Genomic DNA, 23,074 nt, shown 5'->3' with positions numbered 1-23,074 from the left:
TGAAAATCCAGCGGTTGGCGCGGTCCTCGCGCTCGCCGGGGCTCAGGTTCCCGCCGGAAAACAGCGCCGCGCCGGACAGCGCCAGGTGGTCGCCGCGAGGGGGTCCGGGTGGGATGGGAAAAGAAGGCGGCGAAGCCACCCCAGCCGAGGACGGCCAATCCGAGATAGGCCAGGGTCGCCACGATGGCGGGGAACGCCCATCCGGGGGTGGGTTTCATGATCGGCAATCTTCCGCGGGGGTATCCGCTTTGAATGCCGGAAGTCGCCAGGGTTCCAACTCGGCGGCTGGAAGGCCGGGACGACCCGGGTTCCAGCATTGGGGGGTCGGGGAAGGCGTAACCGGAAAATAGGGGGTGTCAAGGTGAATATTCACCATTGACGGCGGACCGGATGGGTTTCGATCATCTGAAATGCGAATTACGCGCTTTGAAGGCATGAACTCAACAGGAACATGGCGGCGGCAAGGCGGGCGAAGACGTGGACGAGCAATCCCCGGAACGAGCGCACCTTGCTGGCGCATTCGATGCCGGTTTTTTCCTGTATCCAGTTGAAGAGCGACTCGACGGGCTGGCGGACGCGGGAAACGGCGGTGGAATAGAGGCGGTCGGCGGAGTCCAGGCGCTCCTGACCCTTTTCCTTCTTGACCGGGGTCAGGACCGTGAATGGAAGGTTGGGGTTCCGGGTGAGATATTCGTAGGCCTTGTCGGAGTACAACTCCCGGTAGGCAAGCACGGGCGCGATGGTTTCCAGGGCCGGGGCGTCGTTCATCCCGGCGGGCGTGACCCCGATATAGCGCGGCAGCGGCAGGGTGCCGGCCGGTAATCGCCGACGACATGGATTTTCAGCCCGTGGTAGTAAAGCTTTTGGTGGGGCAGTAGCCGCTGTTCGCCAACTCCTGCCGGGCGACCTTGGCCTTGAACCGTCGGCTCTGCTGGGCCAGGATCACCGGCTGGGAATCGACGAGGCCGACGCGGGTCGGGGACGGGCCTTCGGGGCACAACCGTTCCAGCAGCGCGGGGAACACTTCCGCCAAGCGGTTCAGGCGCCGCACATAGGCACCGTAGCAAGGCAGGCGCGGGAACCAATCCGCCCAGTAGTCGCGGGCGTGGCCGTGGATCGTCTGGATTTCCCGCTTCTTATCCAGGATGCCCGCCAGGTAGATCGTGACGACCTCCTCGTCGGTGAAGCCCAGGTCGGCGTGGGGAGCAAAGCGCTGGGCGTGAATCCAAAGGCCTTGCGCGAAGTGCTCGCAGACAGACAGGTAGAGGGTGATAAGCCGGGTTTGCCAATCCATGTTTGGGGAACCAATGGGTCGGGGACATCCCCGGCGAGACTACCCCAGATCGGCTCATCACTCCTCGGTTAGCTCGTAATTCGCATTGAAGATTCCGGCTATGGAGCCTTGGCGCTGTCCCGTCGCTTTGGTGTCCCCGGTTAATCGAAAGTGGTGGTGTCTATGGGTGGTGCGGGGCCTTGGCTTCACCGTTTGGATAGGGTGGTAATCGTTTTAACAAGGCTTTATCTTAACTTTTGATAAAGATAATGCGCCTTACCTGGCTTCCACCGCTATATTGAGGACACGCCCTAGAAAAGCTCGATCCTCGGGCCATCGTCCTCTTCCCGTTTGGCCCCCGTCACGGCGGAATGGGCATCGCGCTGGCTCTGGTCATGACATAGCGGTCGAGATAGCCGTCCAAGCGCGTCCGCAAACTGGGAGTCACCTGTCCGTCCCAGTCGGGATCGCCCAGGATGCCCAACCAAGCCCTGGAAATGCTCGTCCAGTTCGTGCAGGGCGGATTGCACATGCTCGATACGCTGGCGCACTACATCCTGGAATTGGATATGGCCCAGGCTTCGGAAAGTCTCTCGACCACCTCCTGATTGCCCTTGTCGACGCCATGGATCGACCGCCATCATCATTTTGCTGCCTCGGCGAAGCGGTGCTCCATGGCGCTCAGCTCATCGATGACGTGGCTTAGCTCGGACGCGGATTGATGGCTTTCCAAAGCTTCCCTGGCGACGGTGTATTCCGTGTCCGCGCCATGGGTCGCGGCGCTGATCATGCGCGAAATGTCCGTCACCGCATTGGCGGTTTGGGCCGAAAGCTTCCTGACCTCGTCCGCGACCACGGCAAACCCCCTGCCCGCGTCGCCGGCCCGGGCGGCCTCGATAGCGGCATTGAGCGCCAGCAGGTTGATCTGGCTGGCGATTTGGGAAATAACGCCTACCAGCGGGGATAACGCGCCCACTTCGTCGGCGAGGCGATGAAGGCGATCCAGGTTATTCCGCAATTCCGCGATCTGCCCTTCCATATGCCCGACCAGGACGCCGATCACTTGGTGGTTATAGTGGGTCTGCTGCCCAATGACATCCACCAGGGCCATGCCGTTTTGCAGGGAATTGCCGATGCGGTCCATCTGGGCGTGGGAGAGCCCATGCACCTGGCTGATCCGCTCGATCACCGCCATGACGCCGCTTTCGGTTTGCTTGATCGCGCCATCCAGTTGCTCACGCAGGATATTGATATAGGCGGTGACATGGACTAATTCGTTTTGAATGGATTGCTGTCTAGCGTTTTTATCGATGATCAACCCTTTGTCGTACATGATTTTTTCCCTTTAGCATGGCGAGTTCCTCTCGAACGAACGGCCATGCGCTCATCGCCGATAAAGGGATGAAAGTGAACATGCAAAGCAGCGTGCCGATAGCGATCTCCCTGCCTTCGGACAGGCCCCACGAATGAATCAGGTTGTCATGCAGCCACGGCGAGGCGAACCAGGCAATCAAGCCGTTGACCGTTGCAGCCACCAGAATCGCGCCCATCAACCGACTACCAAAGCCGGACTGGGGAAAATCTGGCGATGCCGCCGGAACTTTCGGGCGGTTTTCGCAATTCTGGAACCGTTTGGGTCCGGCGGAAGGCTTATCCGCTAATTTCATCGTGCCTCCCTCAAGCCCCCGGCAGGACTTGCTTGATGACCTTGACCAGGTCGGTCCCGGACACGGGCTTCACCAGCCAGCCGGTGGCGCCCAGTTTCTTGGCCTCGTCGCGCTTGGCGGCTTGGCTTTCGGTGGTGAGCGTCAGGATCGGCATGAAGCGGAAACCCGGCAACGCCCGGACGTTTTGGATGAGTTCGAGCCCGCCCATATGGGGCATGTTGATGTCGGTAATCATCAGGTCGGGCTTCATCCCGGCCTTGAGCTTGGCTAGCGCCTGTACCCCGTCGTTGGCGGTTTCCACCTTGAAACCGTTCATTTCCAAGGTGGTCCTGACGCTCATGACCATGGTGGCGGAATCGTCGACGATAAGGATGGTGAGTGCCATAGCGATGCTCCTGATTCAAATTTCCAATGCGGGCTTCAGCCAAGCGGCGAGGCCTGGGTCGGTCGGCCAGGCGCCCACGGCGGTTTTCGCCGCCATCAGCACTTGCAGATTGGCCGGGTGCAGGTGGGTACACGCCGAGAGGTCCACCTTCGCCCTGGGCCTGTTTTGCAACCATTCCAATAGGGTTTCCGCGTCCTCGACGCCGATCACCCCGTGGAACGTGGCCAGGTCTTGCGTGAATTCGATGGCCATCACAGAATCTCCTTGACGTCGAGCACCATCAGCACCGTCCCGTCGCCCATGAGGGCCGAGCCCGTGTAGGCGGAGAGCCCCGCCAAGACGCCCGCCATGGGTTTTAGGATGATGTCGACGGTCCCGCGGAAATCGTCCACTACCAGCCCGATGGGCTCGCCGCCCAAGCGCACCACCAGCACGGCCAGTTCGTCATCGCCGCTGAGCTTGGGAGGCGTGGCCAGGCCGAGCAGGGCGTTGAGGGATTTTATGGGCACGATCCGTCCCCGCAATACGGCGGCCTGGCTGGATTTGATCATGCGGATATCCCGGCGCGGCACCCGCACCGTTTCCACCACGCTGTCCATGGAGATGCCGAAGACCTGGCTATCGGATTCGACGATCATGACGTTGGTCACCGCCATGGAGAGCGGCAAGGCGATGCGGATGCGGGTGCCCTTGCCTTTCTCGCTGTCCAAATGGAGGGAGCCGTTCACCTTTTGCACGGCGGTCCGCACCGCGTCCATGCCCACCCCCCGGCCCGAGAGGTCGGACACCGCCGCCGCCGTGGAGAAACCGGCAGCGAAGATCAAGTTGACGGCCTCCTGGTCGCCGATGCGTTCCAGGGTGGCTTCGTCGATGACGCCCTGCTCGTAGGCCTTGCGCTTGACCACCGCCGGGTCGATGCCTTGACCGTCGTCCACGACCTCGATCACGACCCGGTCGGATTCCTGGCTGGCCCGGAGGATCAGGGTGCCGACCGGCGGCTTGCCGATGGCCCGGCGCACCTCGGGCATCTCGAATCCATGGTCCAGGCTGTTCCTGACGATGTGCACCAATGGGTCGCCCAGGGCTTCGACGATGTTCTTGTCGGCCTCGGTGGATTCGCCCTCCAGCACCAGGTTCACTTCCTTGCCGAGCTTGCGCGAAATATCCCGCACCAGGCGCGGAAAGCGCTGGAACACGAACGAAACGGGCATCATGCGCACCTGCATGATGGCGTCCTGCATTTCCTCGGCGATGCGGTTGATCACCGCGTGCTGGGCCTTGATCTCCCGCGCCAGTTCCCGCGATCTGAACACCGACTCGGCGCGGCCCGCCAGATAGGGCAGGGCGTTCTTGGCCACCACCATCTCGCCGATCAGGTTCATCAGGCGGTCGATCTTCACCTGGTCCACCCGGAGGCTCTTCATCGTCGCGGGGTTGTCCTCGGCGCGGCGGCCGAATTTGATTTCGGCCTCGGCTTCCGGCGCGGGTGCCCGGACGGTGGGAACCGGCTCCGGCGCGGCCTCGGTGGGGGGCGTGGGAAGCGTCTCCGCGGCCGCTTCGGCCCCGGTCGGCGGGGGGAATCTGCCATCCAGCCAGACCAGCAACGGCATCCCCGTGGATTGACCCAAGGCCTTGGCGGTCGCCGCTTCCAAGGCTGGAAGCTCATCCATGGCACCGATGGCCCGGAGGCAACCGGACAGCGCGGCGGCGGTGGCCTTGATCCGCCCCAGGTGCCATGCCGCCTCGATGGGCAGGGCGAGTATCTCGCGCTGGGTCGCGATCAAGTCCGTCAGCACTTGGGCCATTTGCGGTGGAAGCCCGTGGGCCGTTATGCCGGGGGATAGCCCGGTTTGGCGGGAACCCACGGCGTCTTCGGCCACCTTGCCGTCCTCCACGCCCAAGCATTCCGCGCTTAAAGGGCGGATCTGGATTTGGTCCGGCACGTAGCGATAGTGTTCTTCCAATGCGGCCAGGGGGGCGGCGGCCAATATGCGGAATTCCAGCACGCAACGGTAAGCGTCCAGTTCGGCCAAGGCGGGCCACGGCTCGCGGGCGGCGACCTCGCCCCATAGCAGTCCGGGCGTTTGGCGGGCGCGGAAAAAGGGATCGTCGCCTTGATAGAAACATTCTTCCGCCGGGTCATAGACCAGCCAATGCAAGGCGTCCCCATCCATCGCGCGACGGTAGGCTTCTAGGCGCGCGGCTTCCGGTATTTCCGCGAGGGGTAGGCTGGCGCCGGTGGTGGTTACGACCGCCGCCGGAAGTCCCGGCGAGTCGTCCGTAGCGGCCGGGATGGCGGGATCGCGAGCGCTACCGGCGGCTTGGGGGTCTACGATCAGTTTATGCAGGGATTCCGCCAAGCGCGCCGAATCGCTGGCGTGGGACGGGCCGGTGTTTTTCCCGGCTTCGATCTCGTCGCACAATATGCCGACAAAGTCCATGGCGTCCAGCAAACGGTCGGCCAGCGTCCGCGAATAGGCGACGCGGCCTTGGCGCACGGCATCCATCAGGTCTTCGCCCGCATGGAGAACGCGGGTCATTTCGGGGAGTTCGAACAGCCCGCTGTTGCCCTTGAGGGTATGCACCAAACGGAAAAGCTCGTTCATCAGGTCGGCGTCGGCGGGGTCGTCCTCCAGCCTCATCAGTTTTTCGCCGATGCCTTGCAGGAATTCACGGGCTTCGGAAAGGAATTGCTCGAGCAAGGGGGTCATGGGTTTTCCTCTCCTAACAGCAGGCGTGCGGGTATCAGGAGTTGCTCCGGCTGCACCGGTTTGACGAGATAGTGATTGGCGCCGATGGCTTGGGCCAGCTTCCGGTCATGGGCGGCCGCCCCGGTGGAAACCATGATGGCCGGTGCCTGGGGTAGGTCCTGGCCGCGCAGTGCCCGCAGGAAGCCGCAACCATCCTGCCGGGGCGGGTTGACATCCACCAGATAGAGGTCGAACGGCGTCCGCAGGGATTTCTCCAGGGCCTCGACGCCGTTGACGGCTTCTTCCACGGCGTAGCCCCCGGCTTCGAGTATATCGCGGTGGTATAGGCGCACTGTGGCGGCATCGTCGACGATCAATACGCGTTTCATCGCGCTGGGCGCGGTCTCGGCCGGGACCAAGACCTGGGGGGGCGGTGGTGTCAGTTTCCCGCCTATCCCTTGCAGGAAGCCACGGACCCCGGTCAGGAATTGTCCGAGCAAGGGGTTCATGGGCTTTCCTCCCCCAGCAGCAGGCGCACGGGCACGAGGAATTGTTCCGGCTTCACGGGCTTGATGAGATAGTGGTTGGCACCGGCGGCCAGCGCCCGTTTCCGGTCGTGCCCGGCCGCTTCGGTGGAAATCATGATGGCCGGTGTCTGGGGCAGGTCCTGGCCGCGCAATTCGCGCAGGAAACCGTAGCCATCCAGCTTGGGCATGTTGATATCCACCAGATAGAGGTCGAAGGGTTCACTGAGGGATTTTTCCAGCGCTTCGACGCCGTTGACCGCTTCCTCCACCATGTAGCCCCCGGCTTCGAGTAGGGTGCGGTGGTACATGCGTACCGTGGCGGCGTCGTCGACAATCAGGATGCGTTTCATCTCGCCTCCGAAGGCCTTTGGTAAACGACGGCCTCGGGGAATTTGCGCACCTTGAACAGCCCGGAAGCGCGGCTCATGGATTCCGAGTGGCCGAGGCATAGGAAACCGCCCGGGTTAAGCGCGTCGTAAAGGGTTTCGGCGGCGGCCTTGCGCGATAGTTCGTCGAAATAGATCAAGAGGTTGCGGCAGAAGACCACATCGAAATCGCGGTAGGGCCGGGTATCCCCCGGTTCGTTGAGATTCACCCGGGTGAATTCGACCGCCTGCCGCAGATCGTCGGAAATCTGGTAGTGATCGCCCGTAGGGGTGAAATATTTTTTGAGCAGCGGCTCCGGCAGTTGCAGCACCGAACGGGGGGAATAAAGCCCGGCGCGGGCCAGGCCGAGGATCCGGGTATCGATATCGGAGGAGATGATCTCGACATCCCAATCATTGATGCCCGCCCAATATTCGAGCAGATAAATGGCGATGGAATAGGGTTCCTCGCCGGAGGACGAAGGGACCACCCAGATGCGGATGGGTTTGCCGGGGCGCTGGCTGGCGGTGATTTCCGGCAGGATGGACTGCGCCAGGCATTGGAACTGGTATTCCTCGCGGAAGAAATAGGTTTCGTTGACCGTCATCAGGTTGGTGAGCGCTTGCAATTCCTCGCCCGAGGACTGGAAGCGCAGCATGACGAAATATTCGCGGAAACTGGCGCTGCCGGTGTCCTCGATCCGTTCCAGCAACCGCTTGTCCACGAAGTAACGCTTCGAGGATTCGAAGTGGATGCCGGTTTTCCGGTAGAAGAATTCCCGGAATTTCTGGAAATCCCCGTCACTGATGGCGATTGTGCCCATGATCGGGTTATTCCTCCGCGAGGCGTTTCAGGGCCAAATCGGCGGCGAATTGGATGTAGGGTTCGTCGGGGAAGCGCGCCTTGAGGCGCAATAGCGGCTCCCGCGCCGCCGCCGATCCCGCCTCGCCGAGCAAATCCACCGCCGTGCCGCAGACGTTCAGGTGGGGGTCTTGGTCGATGACTTCGATCAGCCAGGCTTCCACCTCGGGATGGCGCAGGGATTCCAGGATGTTCACGGTCAAAATGCGCACGTCCGGGTCGGGGTCGGCCAACAGCCGCCGCATGATGGGGCCGAGTTGTTCGGGCAACTGCTTGAGGGCGTCGATGGCTTCGTTGCGTAGCGCCGCGTCCTCGCTCCTGAGGCAATCGAGCAGGCCCGCCACCGCCGTTGCATTGCCGAAGCCGGTCAAGGTGGTGAGGATCACCTCCCGGACCGAGGCGTCTTGTTCCCGCCGCAAGCAGGCCACCAGGGCGGCGGCGGCGTCCGGGCAGGCCGCCAAATCCCGCGCCGCCCAGCGGCGGGCGGTGGGATTGGCATCCGTCAGAGCCGCCGCGAGACTGGCGCAGTCCCGTCCTTGCTTGCGCTGATCCTCGTCGATGCGCTCGTGGGCCACTTGCCTGATTAAAGCCATCGTTCCCCCCTTTTTTATTGTTATCGCGACGCCCAGGTATTCAGTTGGGCGGCGACCTTTTCATTGGGAATCACCACCGATGCGCCACCGCGCTTGATGAGTTCGGCCGGCATGCCGAACACGACGGCGGTTTCTTCCGATTCGGCGATGGTGCGCCCGCCGCGCTTCTTGATCTCGGTGAAGGCGTCGGCCCCGTCGTAGCCCATGCCGGTCAGCATGACCGCCACCACCCGCGCCGGATCGCAATGTTCCAGGACCGACCGGCCCAGGAGTTCCACCGACGGGTGCCAGAGGAATTCCTTGTTTTCCGGCTTGGCCAACACCGTCAGTTTCCCGTTGCGCCGACCCAGCACCATGTCCGCGCCGCCCTTGCCGATATAGATGGTGCCGGGTTCCAGGGCCATGGGCTGGGCGGCTTCGACCACGTTGAGGACGCACAAGCCGTTCATGCGGTCGGCGAAAGGCCGCGTGAACGAGGGTGGCATGTGCTGGGCCACCAGCACCGGCCAGGGGAAATCCGCCGGCAGTTGCGGCAGGATGTCCTCCAGCGTGCGCGGCCCGCCGGTGGAGACGCCGATCACCACCAGGCCTTCGCCCGCCACGCCGCGCCGCACGGCCACCGGGCGGGCGGCGACTTTTTCCCGCTCCTCCCGCAGCCGTTGCGCCAAGCCCTTGGCACCCTTGCCCTTGATCTTGGCGCGGGCGGCGGTACGCACTTTGCCGATCAGGTCGTCCTTGATGGTGTCGATGCTGAGCGAAATCGTCCCGCCCGGTTTGGCGACATAGTCCACCGCGCCCAGGTTGAGCGCCTCGAAGGTCGCCAGCGCGCCTTGCTCGGTGAGCGAGGACACCATCACCACCGGCACCGGGCGTTCGGCCATGATCAGCGAAAGCGCGGTGATGCCGTCCATCTCGGGCATGTTGATGTCCAGCGTCACCACATCCGGTTCGAATTCGCGGTTTTCCGCCACGGCCTCGATCCCGTTGCGCGCCTGGCGGATCTCGAAATCGTTTTCATCCAGGAATAATTGGGTCAACTGGCGGCGCATCAGCGCCGAGTCGTCGACAATGAGCAGCTTGATCACGGCACCTCCCCACCCGGTCAGGCCGCCATTCCGGCCAGGTCGGCGAGTTCGCGTCCTTCCACCAGATGGGCCGGTTCGATCAATTGCACCATGCGCTTTTGCTTTTCCAGATTGGCCATGCGGGCCAGCAGGTTGGCCTGCTCGCCGGATAGCCGCGGCGCGGGTTCGATGGCGCTCTTGTGGATCTTGAGCACCTCCGTCACCACGTCGACGATGAAGCCGGTGCGCGCCCCATGGATCAGGAACACCATGACGCGCTGGCGGTCGGTGCGTTCCAGGACCGGTAGGCCGAGCCGCCGACGCAGGTCGATCACCGGCAGCACCGCGCCCCGCAGGTTGATGACGCCCTCGACGAAGGGCGGCGCCTTGGGCACATGGGTCAATTCCTCGGGGACGCGCACGATTTCCTGCACGCTCTCGATGGGGACCCCGAACTCTTCCTTGCCCAAGTGGAACACCACGACCTGCTCGTCGTCGTCGACCGCGTCGTCATCCAGGGTCGCGACCCGCTGTTCATCGTCGTCTTGCAAGGTATCCACGGTGTTCAAAGCCTCCTTGATGGCCGCGTGGCCGAATAAATTGCCCGCGGAAATGATCGACACCAGGCGCTTGCCGCCCTGTAATCGACAGATATCGGTGATGTCGGCCAAATTCCCCTCGCGGGCCAGCAAGGGCGGGATGGCGTCCACCTCGTTCCTGGGCACGCGCAGGACTTCGTTCACGGTGTCCGTCACCACGCCCACCGAGGCGCTGCCCAAGGCCACCACGACGATGCGACTACGTTCGTCGGCATCCCGGATGGGCAGGTCGAACATGCGGCGCAGGCTGACCAGGGGCAGCAGGCGGTTGCGCAAGGTCATCACGCCCAGCACATGCGATTCGGAGCGCGGCACATGGACGATCAGCTCCGGCACTTGCACGATCTCCTGCACATCCTTGATGTCCATCGCGTATTCCTGGCCCGCGACCTCGAAGCTCACCAATTGCAGTTCGTCGCTGGTTTCCTCCTCCTCGTCGCGCGGTTCGCCGGACAGGCCCGGACCCGCGCCCAGGCCGGCCCGTCGTTTGGCGAGCGCGGCGATATCGGCGAATTCCTGGGCGATCAGCTTGGCGAAATCCAGCACCATGATCATGGCGTGCCCGCCGACATCCTTGATGAGGCCGGAAAGCAACTCGGTCTTCACGGTGCCTTGGATGCTCTCCACATCCTCGATCTTGCCCGCGTCCACGCCGACCACGCTGGCGACCCGGTCGACCACGAAGCCCAAGGGCTGGCCGATGTCGATCACCACGGCGCGGGTGGCCTCGTCGTATTCGACTTCGGAGAAGCCGAAGATCCGGCGCAGGGAAATGATGGGCAGCACCTTGCCGCGCAGGTTCGCCAAGCCGTCCAGGGTATGCGGTGCCAAGGGCACACGCACCACGCCCGGCACGCGGATGATTTCCTGCACGGGGGCCATATCGACGGCGAAGACCTCGCCGCCCGCGATGAAGGTCACGAACTGGCGGGTGTCGGAGGCTTCCGCCCCGACCGCATCGTCCACCGGCGGCGGGGAATTCCCCCGTTCTTCCAGAAGTTCTGTGGTCATGCTGAGGTCCTCCGATCAAGCGCTTTGCAGTTCGTCCGCGAGGGAGGCGATTTCCTCGATGGCGGCGGCCAACTCCTCGGCGCCTTGCGATTGCTGCTTGGCGGCGGCGGCGGCTTCGGTGACGGCCTTGTCCGCTTCCTGGGCGGCGGCGGAGATTTGCTCCACCCCCTTTTTCACCTGGGCGATGGCGGCGGCGATCTCGTTGGCGGCGGCCAGGATTTCGTTGGCGCCGGTTTCCACCGCGGCGATGTCGGTTTCGATCAGGACCAGATTGGCCGTCGAGTTCTTGGCCTTTTCCACTTCGCCCATGGCGGCGGCGAGGATTTCTTCCAGGTCGCGTCCCACCACGCCGATCTGGTCCTGTACCGCCTTGACTAAATCCTTGATGCGATCGGCGTTCTCGGCGGAATCGTGGGCCAGGTTGCGGATGTCGGTGGCCACCACCACGAAACCCTTGCCGAACTCGCCGGCCCGCGCGGCTTCGATGGAGCCATTGACCGCCAGCATGTTGGTCTGGATGGACACCGTGGTGATCGCGTCGACGATCTTGTCGATGCGCCGCGAAACCAGTTCCAGATCCTTGATCTGCTTGATACTGGTCTTGGACGCCACCGCCGACGAGGAAACCCCCTCGATCAAGGCGTCCACCGAGGACTTGTTCGCCGCCAACAAGCTTTTGATGGCCCCGACCTTTTCGCCACTGGTGGTGGCTCGGGCCAAGGCGATCTCCAGGCCCTTCTCGATCTGGGTGATGGCGGCGGCGGATTCCTCGCTGGCCGAGGACTGGATTTCGGCGCCTTTGCGGATTTGTTCCAGGGCCGCCATGATCTGGGTGCCCGAACGGTTGATTTCCGAAACGGCGGAGGAGAGTTCCTCGGCCGCAGAAGCCACTTCCTCGGCGCTCTTGGCGATATCCGTGGAATTCTTGAGGTCTTCCGTCAGATCCGACAGGGTCTTGGCGGTCTGTTCGCATTGGGCCAGGGCCTGGGCTTGCTCTTCCACGGTTTTCGCCGATTCCTCGGCGGCGGCGGATTGCTCCTCGGCGGCCGAAGCGATGTTCTCCGACCCCTTGAGCGCCTGCTGGGCGGCGACGCCGGACTGCTGGGCACCGGTGGCGATTTCGCGCACCCCGCCGACGATTTCGATGGCGTCGGCGCGGATCCGCTCCAATTGCACGGTGATGTTCTTGCCGTTTTCCACTTCGCCTTCGACGGTCTTGGCGGCGGTGGTGATGCCTTCGGCGATGGTTTTCACTTCCTGCTGGATCTGCCCCACCAAATCCTGGATTTGCTTGGCGCTTTTCTCCGAGGTTTCGGCCAGCGTCCGCACTTCGTCGGCCACCACGGCGAAGCCCTTGCCGTGCTTGCCGGCGCGGGCGGCCTCGATGGCGGCGTTCAAGGCCAGGAGATTGGTTTGGTCGGCGATGCGGACCACGGCCTTGATGATGTCGCCGATATTGGCCGCCTGTTTTTCCAGTTCGCCCACCATCTCCACCGAGGACGCCTGGCGCTGCGCGGCGATGCCGACGTTGGTCACCAAGGTGGCGATATCGCCGCTGGTCTTGGCCACCAGGGTTTGGGTGGCCTCTATTTTGGCCTGGCTGATATCCGCGTTCTGCATTTGGCGCTGGATGGCGATTTCGACCTGCTTGAAGGCCGCGAGGGATTCTTGCGCCGCGCCGGACGCCTCTTCCGCCCCGGTCGCGATCTGGTCGGAGGCGCGCTTCAATTCTTCGGCGGCGGAAGCTGCTTCGTTGATACCCGATGATAATTGCGCCGTGGCGGCGGCGATGCGCTCGGCGGCCTGCTGCTGTTTGGCTAGGGTGCGCGCCCGTTTGCGCTGGGCTTCCGCATCCCTGGCCGAAGCCGCCGATGAGCGGCCTTCGGTGGCGGTTGTTCCGGTGATGGGTTTTTTGACTAGGCCCATGTTGAATCTCCTATGCTACCGTTCTCGAAATGGATGCGGAGCGAACCATGCGTTAGCCCCCCGGGCGAATTTTGGCACGCTCGTAACTTGAATTTGCTTCGATCTCCGACCCAAGGATAGTAAAGAAATCAATAAAAACGACAAAAACGATAAATTCGCGAGTCCCATGGAACACAGTTCGGAAAACTCTTGGACCGTCAAGCTCGTCAAACTCGTCAAGCTGAGAAACGTCTTTTCATCCTGCTTCGCAGTTTCGTATGAAAACATATGGTTTTGTTGCATTAGCGTGGAGCATCCCGGCTTCGGTAAGGTAACCGTTCAGTAAGAACACCGCTCCTGGTTCCCCGCATGATCGATCTCAAAGGCCACCGCTTCGAGAAAGCCATCATCCTGATTTGCGCCCGTTGGTGCCTGGCCTATCCGCTCAGCTACCGGAACCTGGAGGAGATGATGGCGGAACGCGGCGTGGTGGTGGATCACTCGAATATCTACCGCTGGGTCCGGAAGTTCACGCCCCAACTGGAAGCCGCGTTCCGGAAAAACAAGAAGCGCCCGGTGGGCAAAAGCGGCGGATGGACGAAACCTATATCCAGGTCAAGGGCGAGCGGAAGTATCTCTACCGGGCTGTGGATCGCGATGGTCAAACCATCGACTTTTTGCTGACTGCATCGCGACAAGAAAGCCGCCTTGCGGTTCTTCAAGAAGGCGGTGCGGCAACATGGCTGGTGGTCGAGCCGGCGGACATGAGGCGTGGCATCGACGGGCTGACGGCCCATGTCCAGCACCGGCTGGGCCGGTCGCCGTGTTCCGGCGGGGGTTCATCTCCCGGAACAAGGCGGGCACACGGCTGAAGCTGCTGGTGTGGGACGGGAACGGGGTGTGGCTGTGCCAGCGGCGGCTGCACCGGGGCGGGTTCGCGCTGACGCCGGCGCAGTGGGAATGGTTGGTGGCGGGGGTAGCGCTGGACGCTTACGAAACATGTGCGCCATGGTCGCGCTGACCCGCAAGGAAATATCTCCCGGATTAACCTCCGGGAGTGGATTGAAACCCATGTAGCAACTTGCTACACGCCTTCCTCCATCAAGCCCTCGATGAATTGAATCAGCCTTTCCCGCTGGGTTTCGCTCAACGTGTTGGCGTCGAGTTTGAAGGCCAGGATTTTTTTATCCGCCGAATAGGAACCCACGACCTTGCCTTTGGAGGTGAATTGCCGGGTTTCCGTCCGGTCGTGGCTTGTTCCCTGCTGGTGGGTTTGGGTCCGCAGGCCTTTGGCGATGTACACCGCGATCTTGGTTTGCTCGATCTCACGGGTTTCCAGCTTTTCCCAGGCCTCGGCCAGGAGGGTCAAGGCTAGCTCCGGTGCTTCCGGTTGCTGTAGAACGCGCTTGATGTCCGTGGCGGCGGAGCGGGATAGAAGGCGTGGGTTCGAGTCCAGCCGCGAGAGTACGCTTTCCGGCAAAGCCTCGAAGGCGAAGTAGCGGTACATGTCCTCCCGGTTCATGCCCAAGGCTTCGGCAAGCTTCTTCTTGGTCGGGAAAAGGTTCTCGACTTGCCGCAACGCCTTGCCGATTTCGTAGTCGCTCAGGTTCTCCCGGTCGATGTTCTCGGCCAGGGCCAGGATCGCCATGTCGGCCTCTTCCACCGGGATGATTAGCGCTTCTATGGTGGCGCGCCCGAGTAGCTTATGGGCACGCCAGCGCCTTTCACCGGCGATGAGTTGGTAGCGGTCGCCTACGGCCCTGACGCTGACGGGTTGCAGCAATCCGGCCTCGGAAATGGAAGACGCCAGCGCTTCGAGTTCATCTTGCGGGAAGGCCCGCCGTGGCTGGTAGGGGTTGGCGTCGATCCCATCCACCGGGAGTTTGACGTGCTGCCGCCCGGCCTCGAAGAAAGGCTCCTGGCTGGCATCGGAGTGGCGTTTGCTATTTTCGGCCAGTTTCTGGGCCAGCATGTCCTTGATGTTCTTTGCCATCGCGCTACTCCACGCCGTTCTGGGTCAGGTCAAGGTTCTTGGCCAGGGTTGCCGCGAGTTGCCGGAATTCCCGCGCCACTTTCGCGCTCCGGTCCAGGGCATGGAGGCTCATTTGCGCGATGGCCGCTTGATTGATCTTCGTGCTGGTGGAAATCCTCACCGGGAGCAACTTGCCGATTTGCTCCCGCGCCGTGTTTTCGATCAGTTTGCATACCGTTTGCCGTTCGTCGTGCTTGATGAGCAAAGCGCCCAGGAGGTCCAAACCCGGATTGATCCTCCGAATCTTGGCGACATGGCGCATGAGGTCGGTGACGCCGTACATCCCATATTGGGAACCCGATTCGATGGGGATGATGAGGTGGGTGGCGGCGGCGAGGGCGTTGCTGGTGAGTAGCTTGAGGCTGGGCGGGCAATCCAACAGGACGACATCGTACAAGCCTTCGAGCGGCGTTAGCTTGCTTCGCAGTTCCTCGGACGGACGCGGCGTCTGGTCCCGCAAATCGTCTTCCGTCTTGCCCAGGGCGAGCGATCCGTAGATGAGGGAAACCCCCTCGATATTCGTTTCCTCGTGGATGGCGAGGGGCAGTTTTTCCGCTTCCGCGAGCAGCAATTCGGCGCAGGTGACGGGTATCTCGCTCGGATGCTTCTTGCCGATATGGAGGCTTGCGTTGGCTTGCGGGTCGAGGTCCACGACCAGCACCGACAAGCCGAGCCGTGCGAACTCCGCGGCGAGGTTGACGACCGTCGTGGTCTTGCCGCAGCCTCCCTTATGGTTGGTGACCGCGATGGTCTTGGTTGATTTCCTGGGTGCCATTCGTGTATGTCATTGATTGAATACGTGTAAGATAACACGGCATTACTCATGCCATGTAGCAACTTGCTACACGTCCCGGATACCGCTAATTTCTATTCGCTTACCGCTTCCGCATCAAGCCATGCCTAATAGCAATGCGGGGGAAGGACCGCTACACATCATCCGCTGGGAAAAGGGAACCCGCTACTACGAGGCCCATATCGGGCAAGACCTGTGGGGCGGCTGGGTGCTGACCCGCGTGTGGGGTCGCCGGGGTTCGCCGCTGGGGCGGGTCCGGCGGATACCCTGCGGGAGCTACGAGGAGGCCCGGGCCAAACTGGCCGGGGTCGAACGCCAGCGCGGGCGGCGCGGCTACCGGGCGGTGGGATAATGCCGCGCCGCGCCCGGCCTGGCGCGATCCAAACAGGAGACGACACCGAAGATGACACAGGACATGGAAACACCCGGCCCCGGTACGGCGGACACCGGCAAGCCGACCAAGCCACCCAAACCCAAGCGGGAGGAACGGTTGCTGGCCGAACTGCGCGCGCTCTATCCCAAGGCGTTCGCCAGCGGGCCGGAGGCGGTCATGCCGCTGGCGCTCTACATCCACCACAAGATCAAGCCGCCCGAGGGCTACACGCGGGCCCACCTGTCCGCCGCGCTCCGGCTCTACACCACCACCCCGGAATACCTCGCGGCGCTGGCGGCGGGCAGGCCACGGGTGGGCCTCGAAGGCGAACCGGCGGGCTTCGTGTCGGAAGTCCACCGGAAGGAAGCCGCCGCCACGCTCGCCGACCCCGGCAGCCGCCTCCCGAAGAAGGAGAAGCGGCGCCTCTTCCTGGCCGCGAGGCTGGAACACCCCACCGACGCCCAAGGAAACCCCATGCCGAAAATCCGCTTTTCCGCCGCCCAGGCCAAGATCACCCTGGTCCTCGACCCCGCGACCTTCCGCGCCGCGCTGGACCTCGACACCGTGGGGATCAAGACCCTGTCCGTCACCATCGAGGCCGACGGCAAATACTACGACGCCCTGCTCAACCCCAAGTCGTTCCGCAAGGCCCAGGCCGCGTTCCGCGAGGCGGCCAGCCCGGTGGTGACGATCTCCGGCAACCTCAAGGACGGGGTGGTGGAGTCGGCGGGCATCCAGGTGTTCGACAAGGGGGCGAAGGCGGCGGAACCGGCCCCGGTTCCGGCATCCGCCCCGCAGGTCCGGGGCACCCCTGCGTCCAATGACCGGGACAACGGGCGTCCCAGGCTGGGCTTGAAGCCGAAGGCCGGCGGATGAGCGGGCCGCGCCCCCGCGCGCTGCTGGCGTGGAGCAGCGGCAAGGATTCGGCCTGGGCGCTGCACGCCCTGCGGCGGGCCGGGGATGTGGAGGTCGTGGCCCAGAGGTGGTCTCGGAAATCTGAACAGTCGGCTAAGTGGATAAACTGCTCCCTGACGGCGTGGGCAACGCCGATGGACTGGAGCATACGATGAGCAAACGACCACGCCGCAACCATTCAGCGAGTTTCAAGGCCAAAGTGGTCCTGGCGGCCCTGCGGGGCGAAAAGACCCTGGCCGAGTTGGCGCAGGAATTCGATATCCATCCGACCCAGATCGGTGAGTGGCGGAGCCAACTTCTGGAACGGGCCGCCAGCGTGTTCGGTGGCGAGAACGACAAAAGCGAACCCGCCGTGGACCTCAAAGCCCTGCACGCCAAGATCGGCCAACAGGCGCTGGAGATCGATTTTTTATCCGGCGCGCTCAGCAAGGCCGGAAAGCTGAGCGCAAAGCGATGATCGACCGGGACCACGATGTTTCCCTGACCCGACAGGCGGAATTGCTGGGCATCAGCCGGGGCGGCGCCTACTACGCGCCCAAGCCGGTGCCGGAGTCGGACCTCGCGCTGATGCGGCGGATCGACGCGTTGCACCTGGAACACCCGTTCATGGGCGCCCGGCTGCTGCGCGACACCCTGAACCGGGAAGGCTTCCGGGTCGGACGCCGCCATGTGGCCACGCTGATGGCCCGCATGGGCATCGAAGCCCTGTACCGGCGTCCCAAAACCACCCAGAGGCATCCGGCCCACAAGGTCTATCCCTATCTGCTACGCGGCCTGACCATCGACCGGCCCAACGCGGTCTGGGCCTTGGACATCACCTACATCCCGATGGCACGGGGCTTCGTCTACCTGTGCGTGGTCCTCGACTGGGCCAGCCGCAAGGCCCTGGCCCATCGGGTATCGGTCGCCATGGACGCGGGCTTCTGCGTCGAGGCCCTGGAGGAGGCGCTGCGCCGCTACGGCCCGCCGGATATCGTCCACACCGACCAAGGTTCCCAGTTCACCAGCGGGGAGTTCATCGAGGTGCTGACGGGCCGGAACATCCGCATCAGCATGGACGGCAAGGGTTCCTGGCGCGACAACGTCTTCGTCGAACGCCTCTGGCGGACGGTGAAGTACGAGGAGGTTTACCTCAAAGCCTACGACTCGGTCCGGGAAGCCCGCGAATCCATCGGTCGGTACCTGGATTTCTACAATACCCGGCGGCCCCATTCGAGCCTGGACAGCCAAACCCCGGATGAGGTCTACTTTAAACCCCGACCGGCCCTTCCCAAGGTCGCTTAACCCAGCAGGGTATCCACTTATCCCGGCTTAAATCTTGTTCAAACAATCGGGGCCACCTCTAAATTACAAACACTTGTTTTTAAAAACAAAAACATCCATTTTTCGGCCTCTATTCTTCTATTCTTTGTTTTAATCTTCTTTGTATTATCCATGCCGAAGCCCGGACGGAGAGGATTCTCATAAAGCTTTATATCACCCGATATAGGCGGCACCTATGTACAGGACAAAACCCGCAATGCCCAGGCGAACTCATCGGACTTCTCGGTTGGGTTCAGGACGGTGTTGCGAAGGAAGTCGAGTCCGTGGCGGAAGAGGGACTTGAGGGGGCGCGACAGCGTTTTTTTTGACGGACGGGGCTGGGGCCGTCGTGGAGCAGTTCGCCGGTGCGGTAGGGCCAGGCGAAGGCCAGGGCAAGCAGGCCCATGAGCTTGGCGAGGCGCTTGGGGTCGGTGAGGTGGGTATCCTCCAAGTTGAAGCCCCTGGATTTCAAAGCGCCGAACAGGGTTTCCACTTGCCAGCGGTCGGCGTAGGCGTCGATGGCCCCGGCCTGTGGGGTGCCGGAGGAGGCGATGAACAGGAAGCCGCCGTCGTCGAGGCGCAGGGCGGAGAGGTGGACGAAGCAGCCCCACACCGGACGGCGCCCGACCAGGCGGTGGGTCTCGCCGGGCCGGAGCGAGCCGAACAATTGGTCCAAGCGCATCATCCGGTTCCAACTGTTGGGAACGCGGGTGTCGCGCTTGAGGCGCTGGTGGAAGGGAATGCCCTTCTGTTGCAGCCAGCGGAACCAGTCCTCGCCGATGAACTCGCGGTCGGCCAGCAGGGCGGCGATCCGGGCGGTGCCGAAGACCTTCAGGAAGCGCTCCATCAACGCGATGCGCTCGGCGGTGTCGGAGTTCCCCGCTTTGCCGAGGACGCTCCAGAACACCGGCACGGCCATCCCCCGGTGGGCGATCCCCAGGACCAGGAAGTTGATCTCGGCCAGGCCGAACTTCCAGTTCGTGCGGTCCAGGGTCAGCCGCCAGGGGCCGTCGCCGACCGGGACCAGCCGCACCAACAGGCGGGCGAGGACGTCCTGGTCCAACTCGAACGCGCGGAAGAAGCGCTGGAGCCGCTTGTAGTGGGACTCCACCTTGGCCGGACCGCCGAAGCCGGTGGCGAGTTCCGCCAGGTTGACGCTGCGCACCTTGAGCAGGGCCAGCAGGAAATGCGCGAGGAAGCCGATCCGGGCCCCGTGCCACGGCAGGTGCTCGGACAGGACGGCCTTGAGGTCTTGATGAGGGTCAGCCATCGGAGGTAAAAGCCGGATAGTTTACGCCTTTGGCAATCAAGCAGTTAGGTTTTTGTCCTGTACTTAGAGGCGGCACTTGAATCAAAGGCCGGGTTTGCTATCCTCGTTTTCCTTCCCAACAGGAAACCGACGTCATCACCATGGACCCGGACAAGATTCGAGCGATCCGCCAGCAATTAGGGCTCACCCAGCAGCAATTCGCTGACCTGCTCGGCGTGTCCTTCGTAACCTTGAACCGATGGGAAAACGGCCAGACCAAACCTTCCGCCATGGGCATCGCCAAACTACGTGGATTGGCGAACCAGTGCAGGCAAACTGATGGACAAGCAAGCAATGCCCCAGGACCAATCGAACCTGTCTGCCGACTCGATTTCCTGGGAAATCCAGACGAAGTCCGGATATTGATCGAAGGCGAACGGCTTTCCTACGGGCACTTGTTCAATCCCTCGTTCGCGACGGAAATCAGCCAGGTCGATCCGCTGCCCCACCAACGCATCGCGGTTTATCAACGGATGCTGCCGCAAAGCAGGATGCGTTTCTTGTTGGCCGACGACGCCGGTGCGGGCAAAACCATCATGACCGGCCTCTACATCCGGGAAAGCCTCTCCCGCCGGACCCTCCGCAGAATATTAGAGATGTTCCCAAGGCCTCATAAATATTCTGTTCATAATTGTTACTGCAAGGTCCGCAGAGTAAGATCAATCGCAATTCCCCACGAATCCTTTTTAATGGTGCTTCCACAATGATCTTTAGCAGCCTTGACGACATCGGCAATGATCGTGTTTGCAAAGCCTTGACCGGACTTACCAAAGATCAGTTCAAGCATTTACTTCTGTCTTTTGAATCAACTTATCGTGACCAGTACGGTGGCCCTTCGCTCGACGCGCCTAGCCCCGCTTTCCCAGGCTATCTATCTAGCTTTGGACACCGGCTGTTTTTTGTCCTTTATTACTTGAAAAACTATCCCAGTTACGACGTACTGGGCTATCTCTTTGGTTTCAGTGGAGGCCATGCTTTCGATCATTTAGAAACACTGCTGCCCATCCTTCAAGCGAGCCTAGCCCATCTGAAAACACTTCCCGAACGTTCGGTCAAGACGGTTGAGGCGCTGGATAGACTCCTTGAAAAACAACCTACTATCATCATTGATGGCACGGAGCGGGCGACCCTCAGGCCCCAGGATAAATCCCAACAAGAGCAACGCTACAGCGGTAAAAAAAAACATCACGGCGTTAATAACCTAGTGATTGCCAACCCCGCCAAGAAAATCCTATTCCTTAGCTCCACCGTGCCGGGAAGTGTCCACGACTATGCCCTGTTTAAGACGGAATTTCCGCCCGCCTTGCCATGGTTTCAAAAGCAACTTATCGAGGTTGATCTCGGATTCCAAGGCATTAAAAATGATTATCCCCACGCACGGGCCATTCAAATCCCCCATAAAAAGCCAAAGAAGTCCAAAGCGAATCCTGATCCGAAATTAACACCAACACAGAAGAAACATAATCGGAAGCTTGCTAAAACCCGCGTGGCTGTTGAGCATGCCATCGGCGGGATGAAATGTCTGCATAGTTTAGTACATCGCTCAAGAAACCATCTGGCACATTTATTAGATACCTTCATTTATATTGGTGCTGGCCTCTGGAATTTTAAATTATAATTAAAAACAATAGGTTAGCTTGGGAGCATGTCTATTGATCGTGGCACCTGCCGGCTTGGTGGGAAACTGGCACCGGGAGTTGAAATCGTTATTCCAACTCGATTTCAAAATCATCTCCGGGGCGCGGGCCAAAGACGTAAACCCATTCCTGGGACCGGACAGCGACCGGATCGTGGTGAGCGTGGATAGCCTCCGGGGCGGCAACTTGTTCCGTTGCCTAAGCGACTCATCGACCCAACCCTATGACATCGTCGTTTTCGACGAAGCGCACAAGTTATCCGCGAGCCGGGATCCCGATGGGACCTTCCGCGCGACCGACCGCTATCGCCTGGCGGAAGCCCTCTCGGGGATCCGCGACCTGCCTCCGGAATGGAAACTGCCCTGGTCGGCGCAGCACCTCTTGCTGCTGACGGCCACGCCCCACATGGGCAAGGCCTATCCGTACTACTGCCTTTGGCGTTTGCTCGAACCGGAATTATTCAGCACCGAAACCGCGTTCGATCTTTTCCCCAAGGAAGCACGGTCGCGCTATTTCATCCGCCGGGTCAAGGAAGAAATGGTCGATATTCAGGGAAGACCCCTGTATCCCCCGCGCCTCTGCGACACGATGAGCTTCGAACTCACCCAAGGCGAGCAAACCCTATACGACGAGACCACCGCTTACATCCAGCATTACTACAACCAAGCCCGGTTGCTGAACAGGCAAGCGGCGCGGTTCGCCATGACCGTTTTCCAAAGGCGGCTGGCAAGCAGCACCTGGGCCCTGTTGTGTTCGTTCCGCAAACGACGGGAAAAGCTCGATGGCCTGATCGAGGATATCCAAACCGGGCGCATCCCCGAAGCCGAGCTTCGCACCCGCCAGCGGCAACTGGACAGGAAGGTCAAGGACAGCCTCGGCGATCCCGGCAAAACCGCCGATGAAGAGTCCATAGAAAACGGGATCGAGGAGCACGAACGCGAGGAAACCGAAGCCCTGGGCGATTTCATAGCGACCAGCCTCGCGGAATTGATTGTCGAGCGGGACAAGGTCAACGAATTGGCCCGACTGGCGGAATCCGTCTATGCCGATGGCCAGGAATCCAAATTCGCACGGATGGGGGAACTGCTGAAATCGCCGGAATTCGCCGACCAGAAGGTCATTATCTACACCGAACATAGGGATACGCTCGAATTCCTGATCCGGCGCTTCGAAGCGCATGGGTATACCGACCAAGTCGCCTACATCCACGGGGGCCTGAATTTCCAGCAACGGGATGCCCAGGTCGAACGTTTCCGCGCCCCGAACTCGGCGGGAGGCTGCCGCTTTTTCATCGGTACCGACGCGGCGGCCGAAGGCATCAACCTTCAGTTTTGCTGGATACTCGTCAATTACGACATTCCCTGGAACCCGGCACGGCTGGAACAGCGCATGGGCCGCATCCACCGCTACGGGCAAAAGAAGGACCGGGTCGCCATCGTCAACCTGGTAGCGGGCAAAACCCGTGAAGGCCGGGTCGTCAAAACACTGCTCGACAAGATGGAAGACATCCGCAAGGCGCTTGGCTCCGACAAGGTGTTCGATGTGATCGGCAGGGTGTTCGAGGGAATTTCTTTGACCGACTACCTGCAACGGGCCGTACTCTCGGACGACGAGGCGGAACGGGAAGCCCTCGCAATCACGGGCCAACTGACTGTGGAGCAGGTCCGTGCCATCGCGGCCCAGGAAGAGGGAATCTATGGCACCGGCGGCGGGGACGTGGCCCGGGCGCTTCCCGAATTGCAAGATGCCCTGGCCACCGAGGAATTGCGCCG

At 61.9% G+C, this 23,074-nt stretch carries 25 protein-coding genes and 2 pseudogenes; 9 read left to right on the top strand and 18 right to left on the bottom strand.

What is annotated here, in order from left to right; genetic code table 11:
- From B9N93_RS26110 to B9N93_RS26630, 3 genes are all read right to left on the bottom strand, one after another.
- A partial coding sequence (locus tag B9N93_RS26110) for a hypothetical protein (RefSeq protein WP_254899537.1) occupies positions 1-218 on the bottom strand: 218 nt, incomplete at its 3' end.
- Positions 219-417: 199 nt separating this feature from the next.
- The gene (locus B9N93_RS26635) at positions 418-768 is read right to left on the bottom strand and encodes a hypothetical protein (RefSeq protein WP_254899536.1); all 351 of its coding nucleotides are present in this window, start codon (positions 766-768) and stop codon (positions 418-420) included.
- 73 nt (positions 769-841) lie between these two features.
- Complete coding sequence (locus tag B9N93_RS26630; protein WP_254899535.1) at positions 842-1,294, bottom strand: hypothetical protein; 453 nt, start codon at positions 1,292-1,294, stop codon at positions 842-844.
- 455 nt (positions 1,295-1,749) lie between these two features.
- Here B9N93_RS26630 and B9N93_RS26625 point away from each other — a divergent pair, with 455 nt between their 5' ends.
- Positions 1,750-1,881, top strand: a complete 132-nt coding sequence (locus B9N93_RS26625) for a hypothetical protein (RefSeq protein ID WP_254899534.1) — start codon at positions 1,750-1,752, stop codon at positions 1,879-1,881.
- 35 nt (positions 1,882-1,916) lie between these two features.
- Here B9N93_RS26625 and B9N93_RS26760 read toward each other — a convergent pair whose 3' ends face one another.
- From B9N93_RS26760 to B9N93_RS23775, 12 genes are read right to left on the bottom strand one after another with little or no spacing between them, the layout of a single operon-like run.
- The gene (locus tag B9N93_RS26760) at positions 1,917-2,606 is read right to left on the bottom strand and encodes a methyl-accepting chemotaxis protein (RefSeq protein WP_085216855.1); all 690 of its coding nucleotides are present in this window, start codon (positions 2,604-2,606) and stop codon (positions 1,917-1,919) included.
- The gene (locus B9N93_RS25105; protein ID WP_125469206.1) at positions 2,578-2,940 is read right to left on the bottom strand and encodes a hypothetical protein; all 363 of its coding nucleotides are present in this window, start codon (positions 2,938-2,940) and stop codon (positions 2,578-2,580) included. Before B9N93_RS25105 ends, B9N93_RS26760 begins: the two co-directional genes overlap by 29 nt.
- A gap of 10 nt (positions 2,941-2,950) precedes the next feature.
- Positions 2,951-3,325 (bottom strand): response regulator, encoded by a 375-nt coding sequence (locus B9N93_RS23820; protein ID WP_085216828.1) that lies wholly within the window; start codon positions 3,323-3,325, stop codon positions 2,951-2,953.
- Positions 3,326-3,340: 15 nt separating this feature from the next.
- Positions 3,341-3,577 carry a hypothetical protein gene (locus B9N93_RS23815; RefSeq protein ID WP_085216827.1) on the bottom strand — a complete coding sequence of 79 codons (237 nt, stop codon included), beginning with the start codon at positions 3,575-3,577 and terminating at the stop codon, positions 3,341-3,343.
- Positions 3,577-6,036 carry a chemotaxis protein CheA gene (locus B9N93_RS23810; protein ID WP_085216826.1) on the bottom strand — a complete coding sequence of 820 codons (2,460 nt, stop codon included), beginning with the start codon at positions 6,034-6,036 and terminating at the stop codon, positions 3,577-3,579. The genes B9N93_RS23815 and B9N93_RS23810 overlap by 1 nt, the downstream gene beginning before the upstream one ends.
- Positions 6,033-6,524: a response regulator gene (locus B9N93_RS23805; protein ID WP_254899533.1), complete on the bottom strand. Its 492-nt coding sequence runs from the start codon at positions 6,522-6,524 to the stop codon at positions 6,033-6,035. Before B9N93_RS23805 ends, B9N93_RS23810 begins: the two co-directional genes overlap by 4 nt.
- Positions 6,521-6,892 carry a response regulator gene (locus tag B9N93_RS23800; RefSeq protein ID WP_085216854.1) on the bottom strand — a complete coding sequence of 124 codons (372 nt, stop codon included), beginning with the start codon at positions 6,890-6,892 and terminating at the stop codon, positions 6,521-6,523. The genes B9N93_RS23805 and B9N93_RS23800 overlap by 4 nt, the downstream gene beginning before the upstream one ends.
- Positions 6,889-7,731 carry a CheR family methyltransferase gene (locus B9N93_RS23795; protein WP_085216853.1) on the bottom strand — a complete coding sequence of 281 codons (843 nt, stop codon included), beginning with the start codon at positions 7,729-7,731 and terminating at the stop codon, positions 6,889-6,891. Before B9N93_RS23795 ends, B9N93_RS23800 begins: the two co-directional genes overlap by 4 nt.
- Positions 7,732-7,738: 7 nt before the next feature.
- Positions 7,739-8,362 (bottom strand): HEAT repeat domain-containing protein, encoded by a 624-nt coding sequence (locus B9N93_RS23790; protein ID WP_085216852.1) that lies wholly within the window; start codon positions 8,360-8,362, stop codon positions 7,739-7,741.
- A gap of 20 nt (positions 8,363-8,382) precedes the next feature.
- Positions 8,383-9,447 (bottom strand): chemotaxis-specific protein-glutamate methyltransferase CheB, encoded by a 1,065-nt coding sequence (cheB, locus tag B9N93_RS23785; RefSeq protein ID WP_085216851.1) that lies wholly within the window; start codon positions 9,445-9,447, stop codon positions 8,383-8,385.
- 17 nt (positions 9,448-9,464) lie between these two features.
- The gene (locus tag B9N93_RS23780; RefSeq protein WP_085216850.1) at positions 9,465-11,036 is read right to left on the bottom strand and encodes a chemotaxis protein CheW; all 1,572 of its coding nucleotides are present in this window, start codon (positions 11,034-11,036) and stop codon (positions 9,465-9,467) included.
- Positions 11,037-11,051: 15 nt separating this feature from the next.
- Positions 11,052-12,962 carry a methyl-accepting chemotaxis protein gene (locus tag B9N93_RS23775; RefSeq protein WP_085216849.1) on the bottom strand — a complete coding sequence of 637 codons (1,911 nt, stop codon included), beginning with the start codon at positions 12,960-12,962 and terminating at the stop codon, positions 11,052-11,054.
- 348 nt (positions 12,963-13,310) lie between these two features.
- Between B9N93_RS23775 and B9N93_RS23770 the strand changes: the two are divergent.
- Positions 13,311-13,685, top strand: a pseudogene (locus B9N93_RS23770) (IS6 family transposase); the annotation flags it as partial.
- Positions 13,681-13,962 (top strand): IS66 family insertion sequence element accessory protein TnpB, encoded by a 282-nt coding sequence (gene tnpB / locus B9N93_RS23765; protein ID WP_439897122.1) that lies wholly within the window; start codon positions 13,681-13,683, stop codon positions 13,960-13,962. The pseudogene B9N93_RS23770 and the gene tnpB, both read left to right, overlap by 5 nt.
- A gap of 63 nt (positions 13,963-14,025) precedes the next feature.
- Here the strand turns inward: tnpB and B9N93_RS23760 are convergent, their stop codons facing one another.
- Both B9N93_RS23760 and B9N93_RS23755 read right to left on the bottom strand, forming a co-directional pair.
- The gene (locus B9N93_RS23760) at positions 14,026-14,934 is read right to left on the bottom strand and encodes a ParB/RepB/Spo0J family partition protein (protein WP_085216848.1); all 909 of its coding nucleotides are present in this window, start codon (positions 14,932-14,934) and stop codon (positions 14,026-14,028) included.
- 4 nt (positions 14,935-14,938) lie between these two features.
- Positions 14,939-15,748 carry a ParA family protein gene (locus B9N93_RS23755; protein WP_085216847.1) on the bottom strand — a complete coding sequence of 270 codons (810 nt, stop codon included), beginning with the start codon at positions 15,746-15,748 and terminating at the stop codon, positions 14,939-14,941.
- A gap of 121 nt (positions 15,749-15,869) precedes the next feature.
- On the opposite strand from B9N93_RS23755, the gene B9N93_RS23750 reads away from it, so the two are divergent.
- From B9N93_RS23750 to B9N93_RS23735, 3 genes are all read left to right on the top strand, one after another.
- A complete protein-coding gene (locus tag B9N93_RS23750; protein ID WP_085216846.1) occupies positions 15,870-16,118 on the top strand; it encodes a WGR domain-containing protein in 249 nt (82 codons plus the stop codon).
- A 51-nt stretch (positions 16,119-16,169) separates the two neighbouring features.
- Positions 16,170-17,015 carry a ProQ/FINO family protein gene (locus tag B9N93_RS23745; protein ID WP_085216845.1) on the top strand — a complete coding sequence of 282 codons (846 nt, stop codon included), beginning with the start codon at positions 16,170-16,172 and terminating at the stop codon, positions 17,013-17,015.
- A gap of 190 nt (positions 17,016-17,205) precedes the next feature.
- Positions 17,206-18,338 (top strand): IS3 family transposase gene (locus B9N93_RS23735; protein WP_439897121.1). Its coding sequence is split into 2 segments (ribosomal slippage): positions 17,206-17,455 and positions 17,455-18,338, totalling 1,134 coding nucleotides; the frame shifts between segments, so codons are not numbered across the junction.
- Positions 18,339-18,609: 271 nt separating this feature from the next.
- Here B9N93_RS23735 and B9N93_RS23730 read toward each other — a convergent pair.
- A complete protein-coding gene (locus tag B9N93_RS23730; protein WP_085213053.1) occupies positions 18,610-19,626 on the bottom strand; it encodes an IS4 family transposase in 1,017 nt (338 codons plus the stop codon).
- Positions 19,627-19,706: 80 nt separating this feature from the next.
- Here B9N93_RS23730 and B9N93_RS26100 point away from each other — a divergent pair, with 80 nt between their 5' ends.
- From B9N93_RS26100 to B9N93_RS26955, 3 genes and pseudogenes are all read left to right on the top strand, one after another.
- Positions 19,707-20,372, top strand: coding sequence for a helix-turn-helix domain-containing protein (locus B9N93_RS26100; RefSeq protein WP_368655835.1), 666 nt, complete (start codon positions 19,707-19,709; stop codon positions 20,370-20,372).
- Positions 20,369-21,283, top strand: a complete 915-nt coding sequence (locus B9N93_RS23720; RefSeq protein WP_085216842.1) for a transposase family protein — start codon at positions 20,369-20,371, stop codon at positions 21,281-21,283. The genes B9N93_RS26100 and B9N93_RS23720 overlap by 4 nt, the downstream gene beginning before the upstream one ends.
- 424 nt (positions 21,284-21,707) lie before the next feature.
- Positions 21,708-22,655 (top strand): annotated as a pseudogene (locus B9N93_RS26955) (helicase-related protein); the annotation flags it as partial.
- Positions 22,656-23,074 lie beyond the last annotated feature (419 nt).

It is taken from the genome of Methylomagnum ishizawai (assembly GCF_900155475.1).
GTDB lineage: Bacteria > Pseudomonadota > Gammaproteobacteria > Methylococcales > Methylococcaceae > Methylomagnum > Methylomagnum ishizawai_A.
The sequence above is the reverse complement of the archived record's forward strand: the minus strand, read 5'-3'. Positions and strand labels throughout refer to the sequence as shown.

Coding starts and splice junctions, on each gene's coding strand:
- B9N93_RS26635 (WP_254899536.1), bottom strand. CDS start 768: ATGAACGACGCCCCGGCCCTGGAAACCATCGCGCCCGTGCTTGCCTAC.
- B9N93_RS26630 (WP_254899535.1), bottom strand. CDS start 1,294: ATGGATTGGCAAACCCGGCTTATCACCCTCTACCTGTCTGTCTGCGAG.
- B9N93_RS26625 (WP_254899534.1), top strand. CDS start 1,750: ATGCCCAACCAAGCCCTGGAAATGCTCGTCCAGTTCGTGCAGGGCGGA.
- B9N93_RS26760 (WP_085216855.1), bottom strand. CDS start 2,606: ATGTACGACAAAGGGTTGATCATCGATAAAAACGCTAGACAGCAATCC.
- B9N93_RS25105 (WP_125469206.1), bottom strand. CDS start 2,940: ATGAAATTAGCGGATAAGCCTTCCGCCGGACCCAAACGGTTCCAGAAT.
- B9N93_RS23820 (WP_085216828.1), bottom strand. CDS start 3,325: ATGGCACTCACCATCCTTATCGTCGACGATTCCGCCACCATGGTCATG.
- B9N93_RS23815 (WP_085216827.1), bottom strand. CDS start 3,577: ATGGCCATCGAATTCACGCAAGACCTGGCCACGTTCCACGGGGTGATC.
- B9N93_RS23810 (WP_085216826.1), bottom strand. CDS start 6,036: ATGACCCCCTTGCTCGAGCAATTCCTTTCCGAAGCCCGTGAATTCCTG.
- B9N93_RS23805 (WP_254899533.1), bottom strand. CDS start 6,524: ATGAACCCCTTGCTCGGACAATTCCTGACCGGGGTCCGTGGCTTCCTG.
- B9N93_RS23800 (WP_085216854.1), bottom strand. CDS start 6,892: ATGAAACGCATCCTGATTGTCGACGACGCCGCCACGGTACGCATGTAC.
- B9N93_RS23795 (WP_085216853.1), bottom strand. CDS start 7,731: ATGGGCACAATCGCCATCAGTGACGGGGATTTCCAGAAATTCCGGGAA.
- B9N93_RS23790 (WP_085216852.1), bottom strand. CDS start 8,362: ATGGCTTTAATCAGGCAAGTGGCCCACGAGCGCATCGACGAGGATCAG.
- B9N93_RS23780 (WP_085216850.1), bottom strand. CDS start 11,036: ATGACCACAGAACTTCTGGAAGAACGGGGGAATTCCCCGCCGCCGGTG.
- B9N93_RS23775 (WP_085216849.1), bottom strand. CDS start 12,962: ATGGGCCTAGTCAAAAAACCCATCACCGGAACAACCGCCACCGAAGGC.
- tnpB (WP_439897122.1), top strand. CDS start 13,681: ATGGCTGGTGGTCGAGCCGGCGGACATGAGGCGTGGCATCGACGGGCT.
- B9N93_RS23760 (WP_085216848.1), bottom strand. CDS start 14,934: ATGGCAAAGAACATCAAGGACATGCTGGCCCAGAAACTGGCCGAAAAT.
- B9N93_RS23755 (WP_085216847.1), bottom strand. CDS start 15,748: ATGGCACCCAGGAAATCAACCAAGACCATCGCGGTCACCAACCATAAG.
- B9N93_RS23750 (WP_085216846.1), top strand. CDS start 15,870: ATGCCTAATAGCAATGCGGGGGAAGGACCGCTACACATCATCCGCTGG.
- B9N93_RS23745 (WP_085216845.1), top strand. CDS start 16,170: ATGACACAGGACATGGAAACACCCGGCCCCGGTACGGCGGACACCGGC.
- B9N93_RS23730 (WP_085213053.1), bottom strand. CDS start 19,626: ATGGCTGACCCTCATCAAGACCTCAAGGCCGTCCTGTCCGAGCACCTG.
- B9N93_RS23720 (WP_085216842.1), top strand. CDS start 20,369: ATGATCTTTAGCAGCCTTGACGACATCGGCAATGATCGTGTTTGCAAA.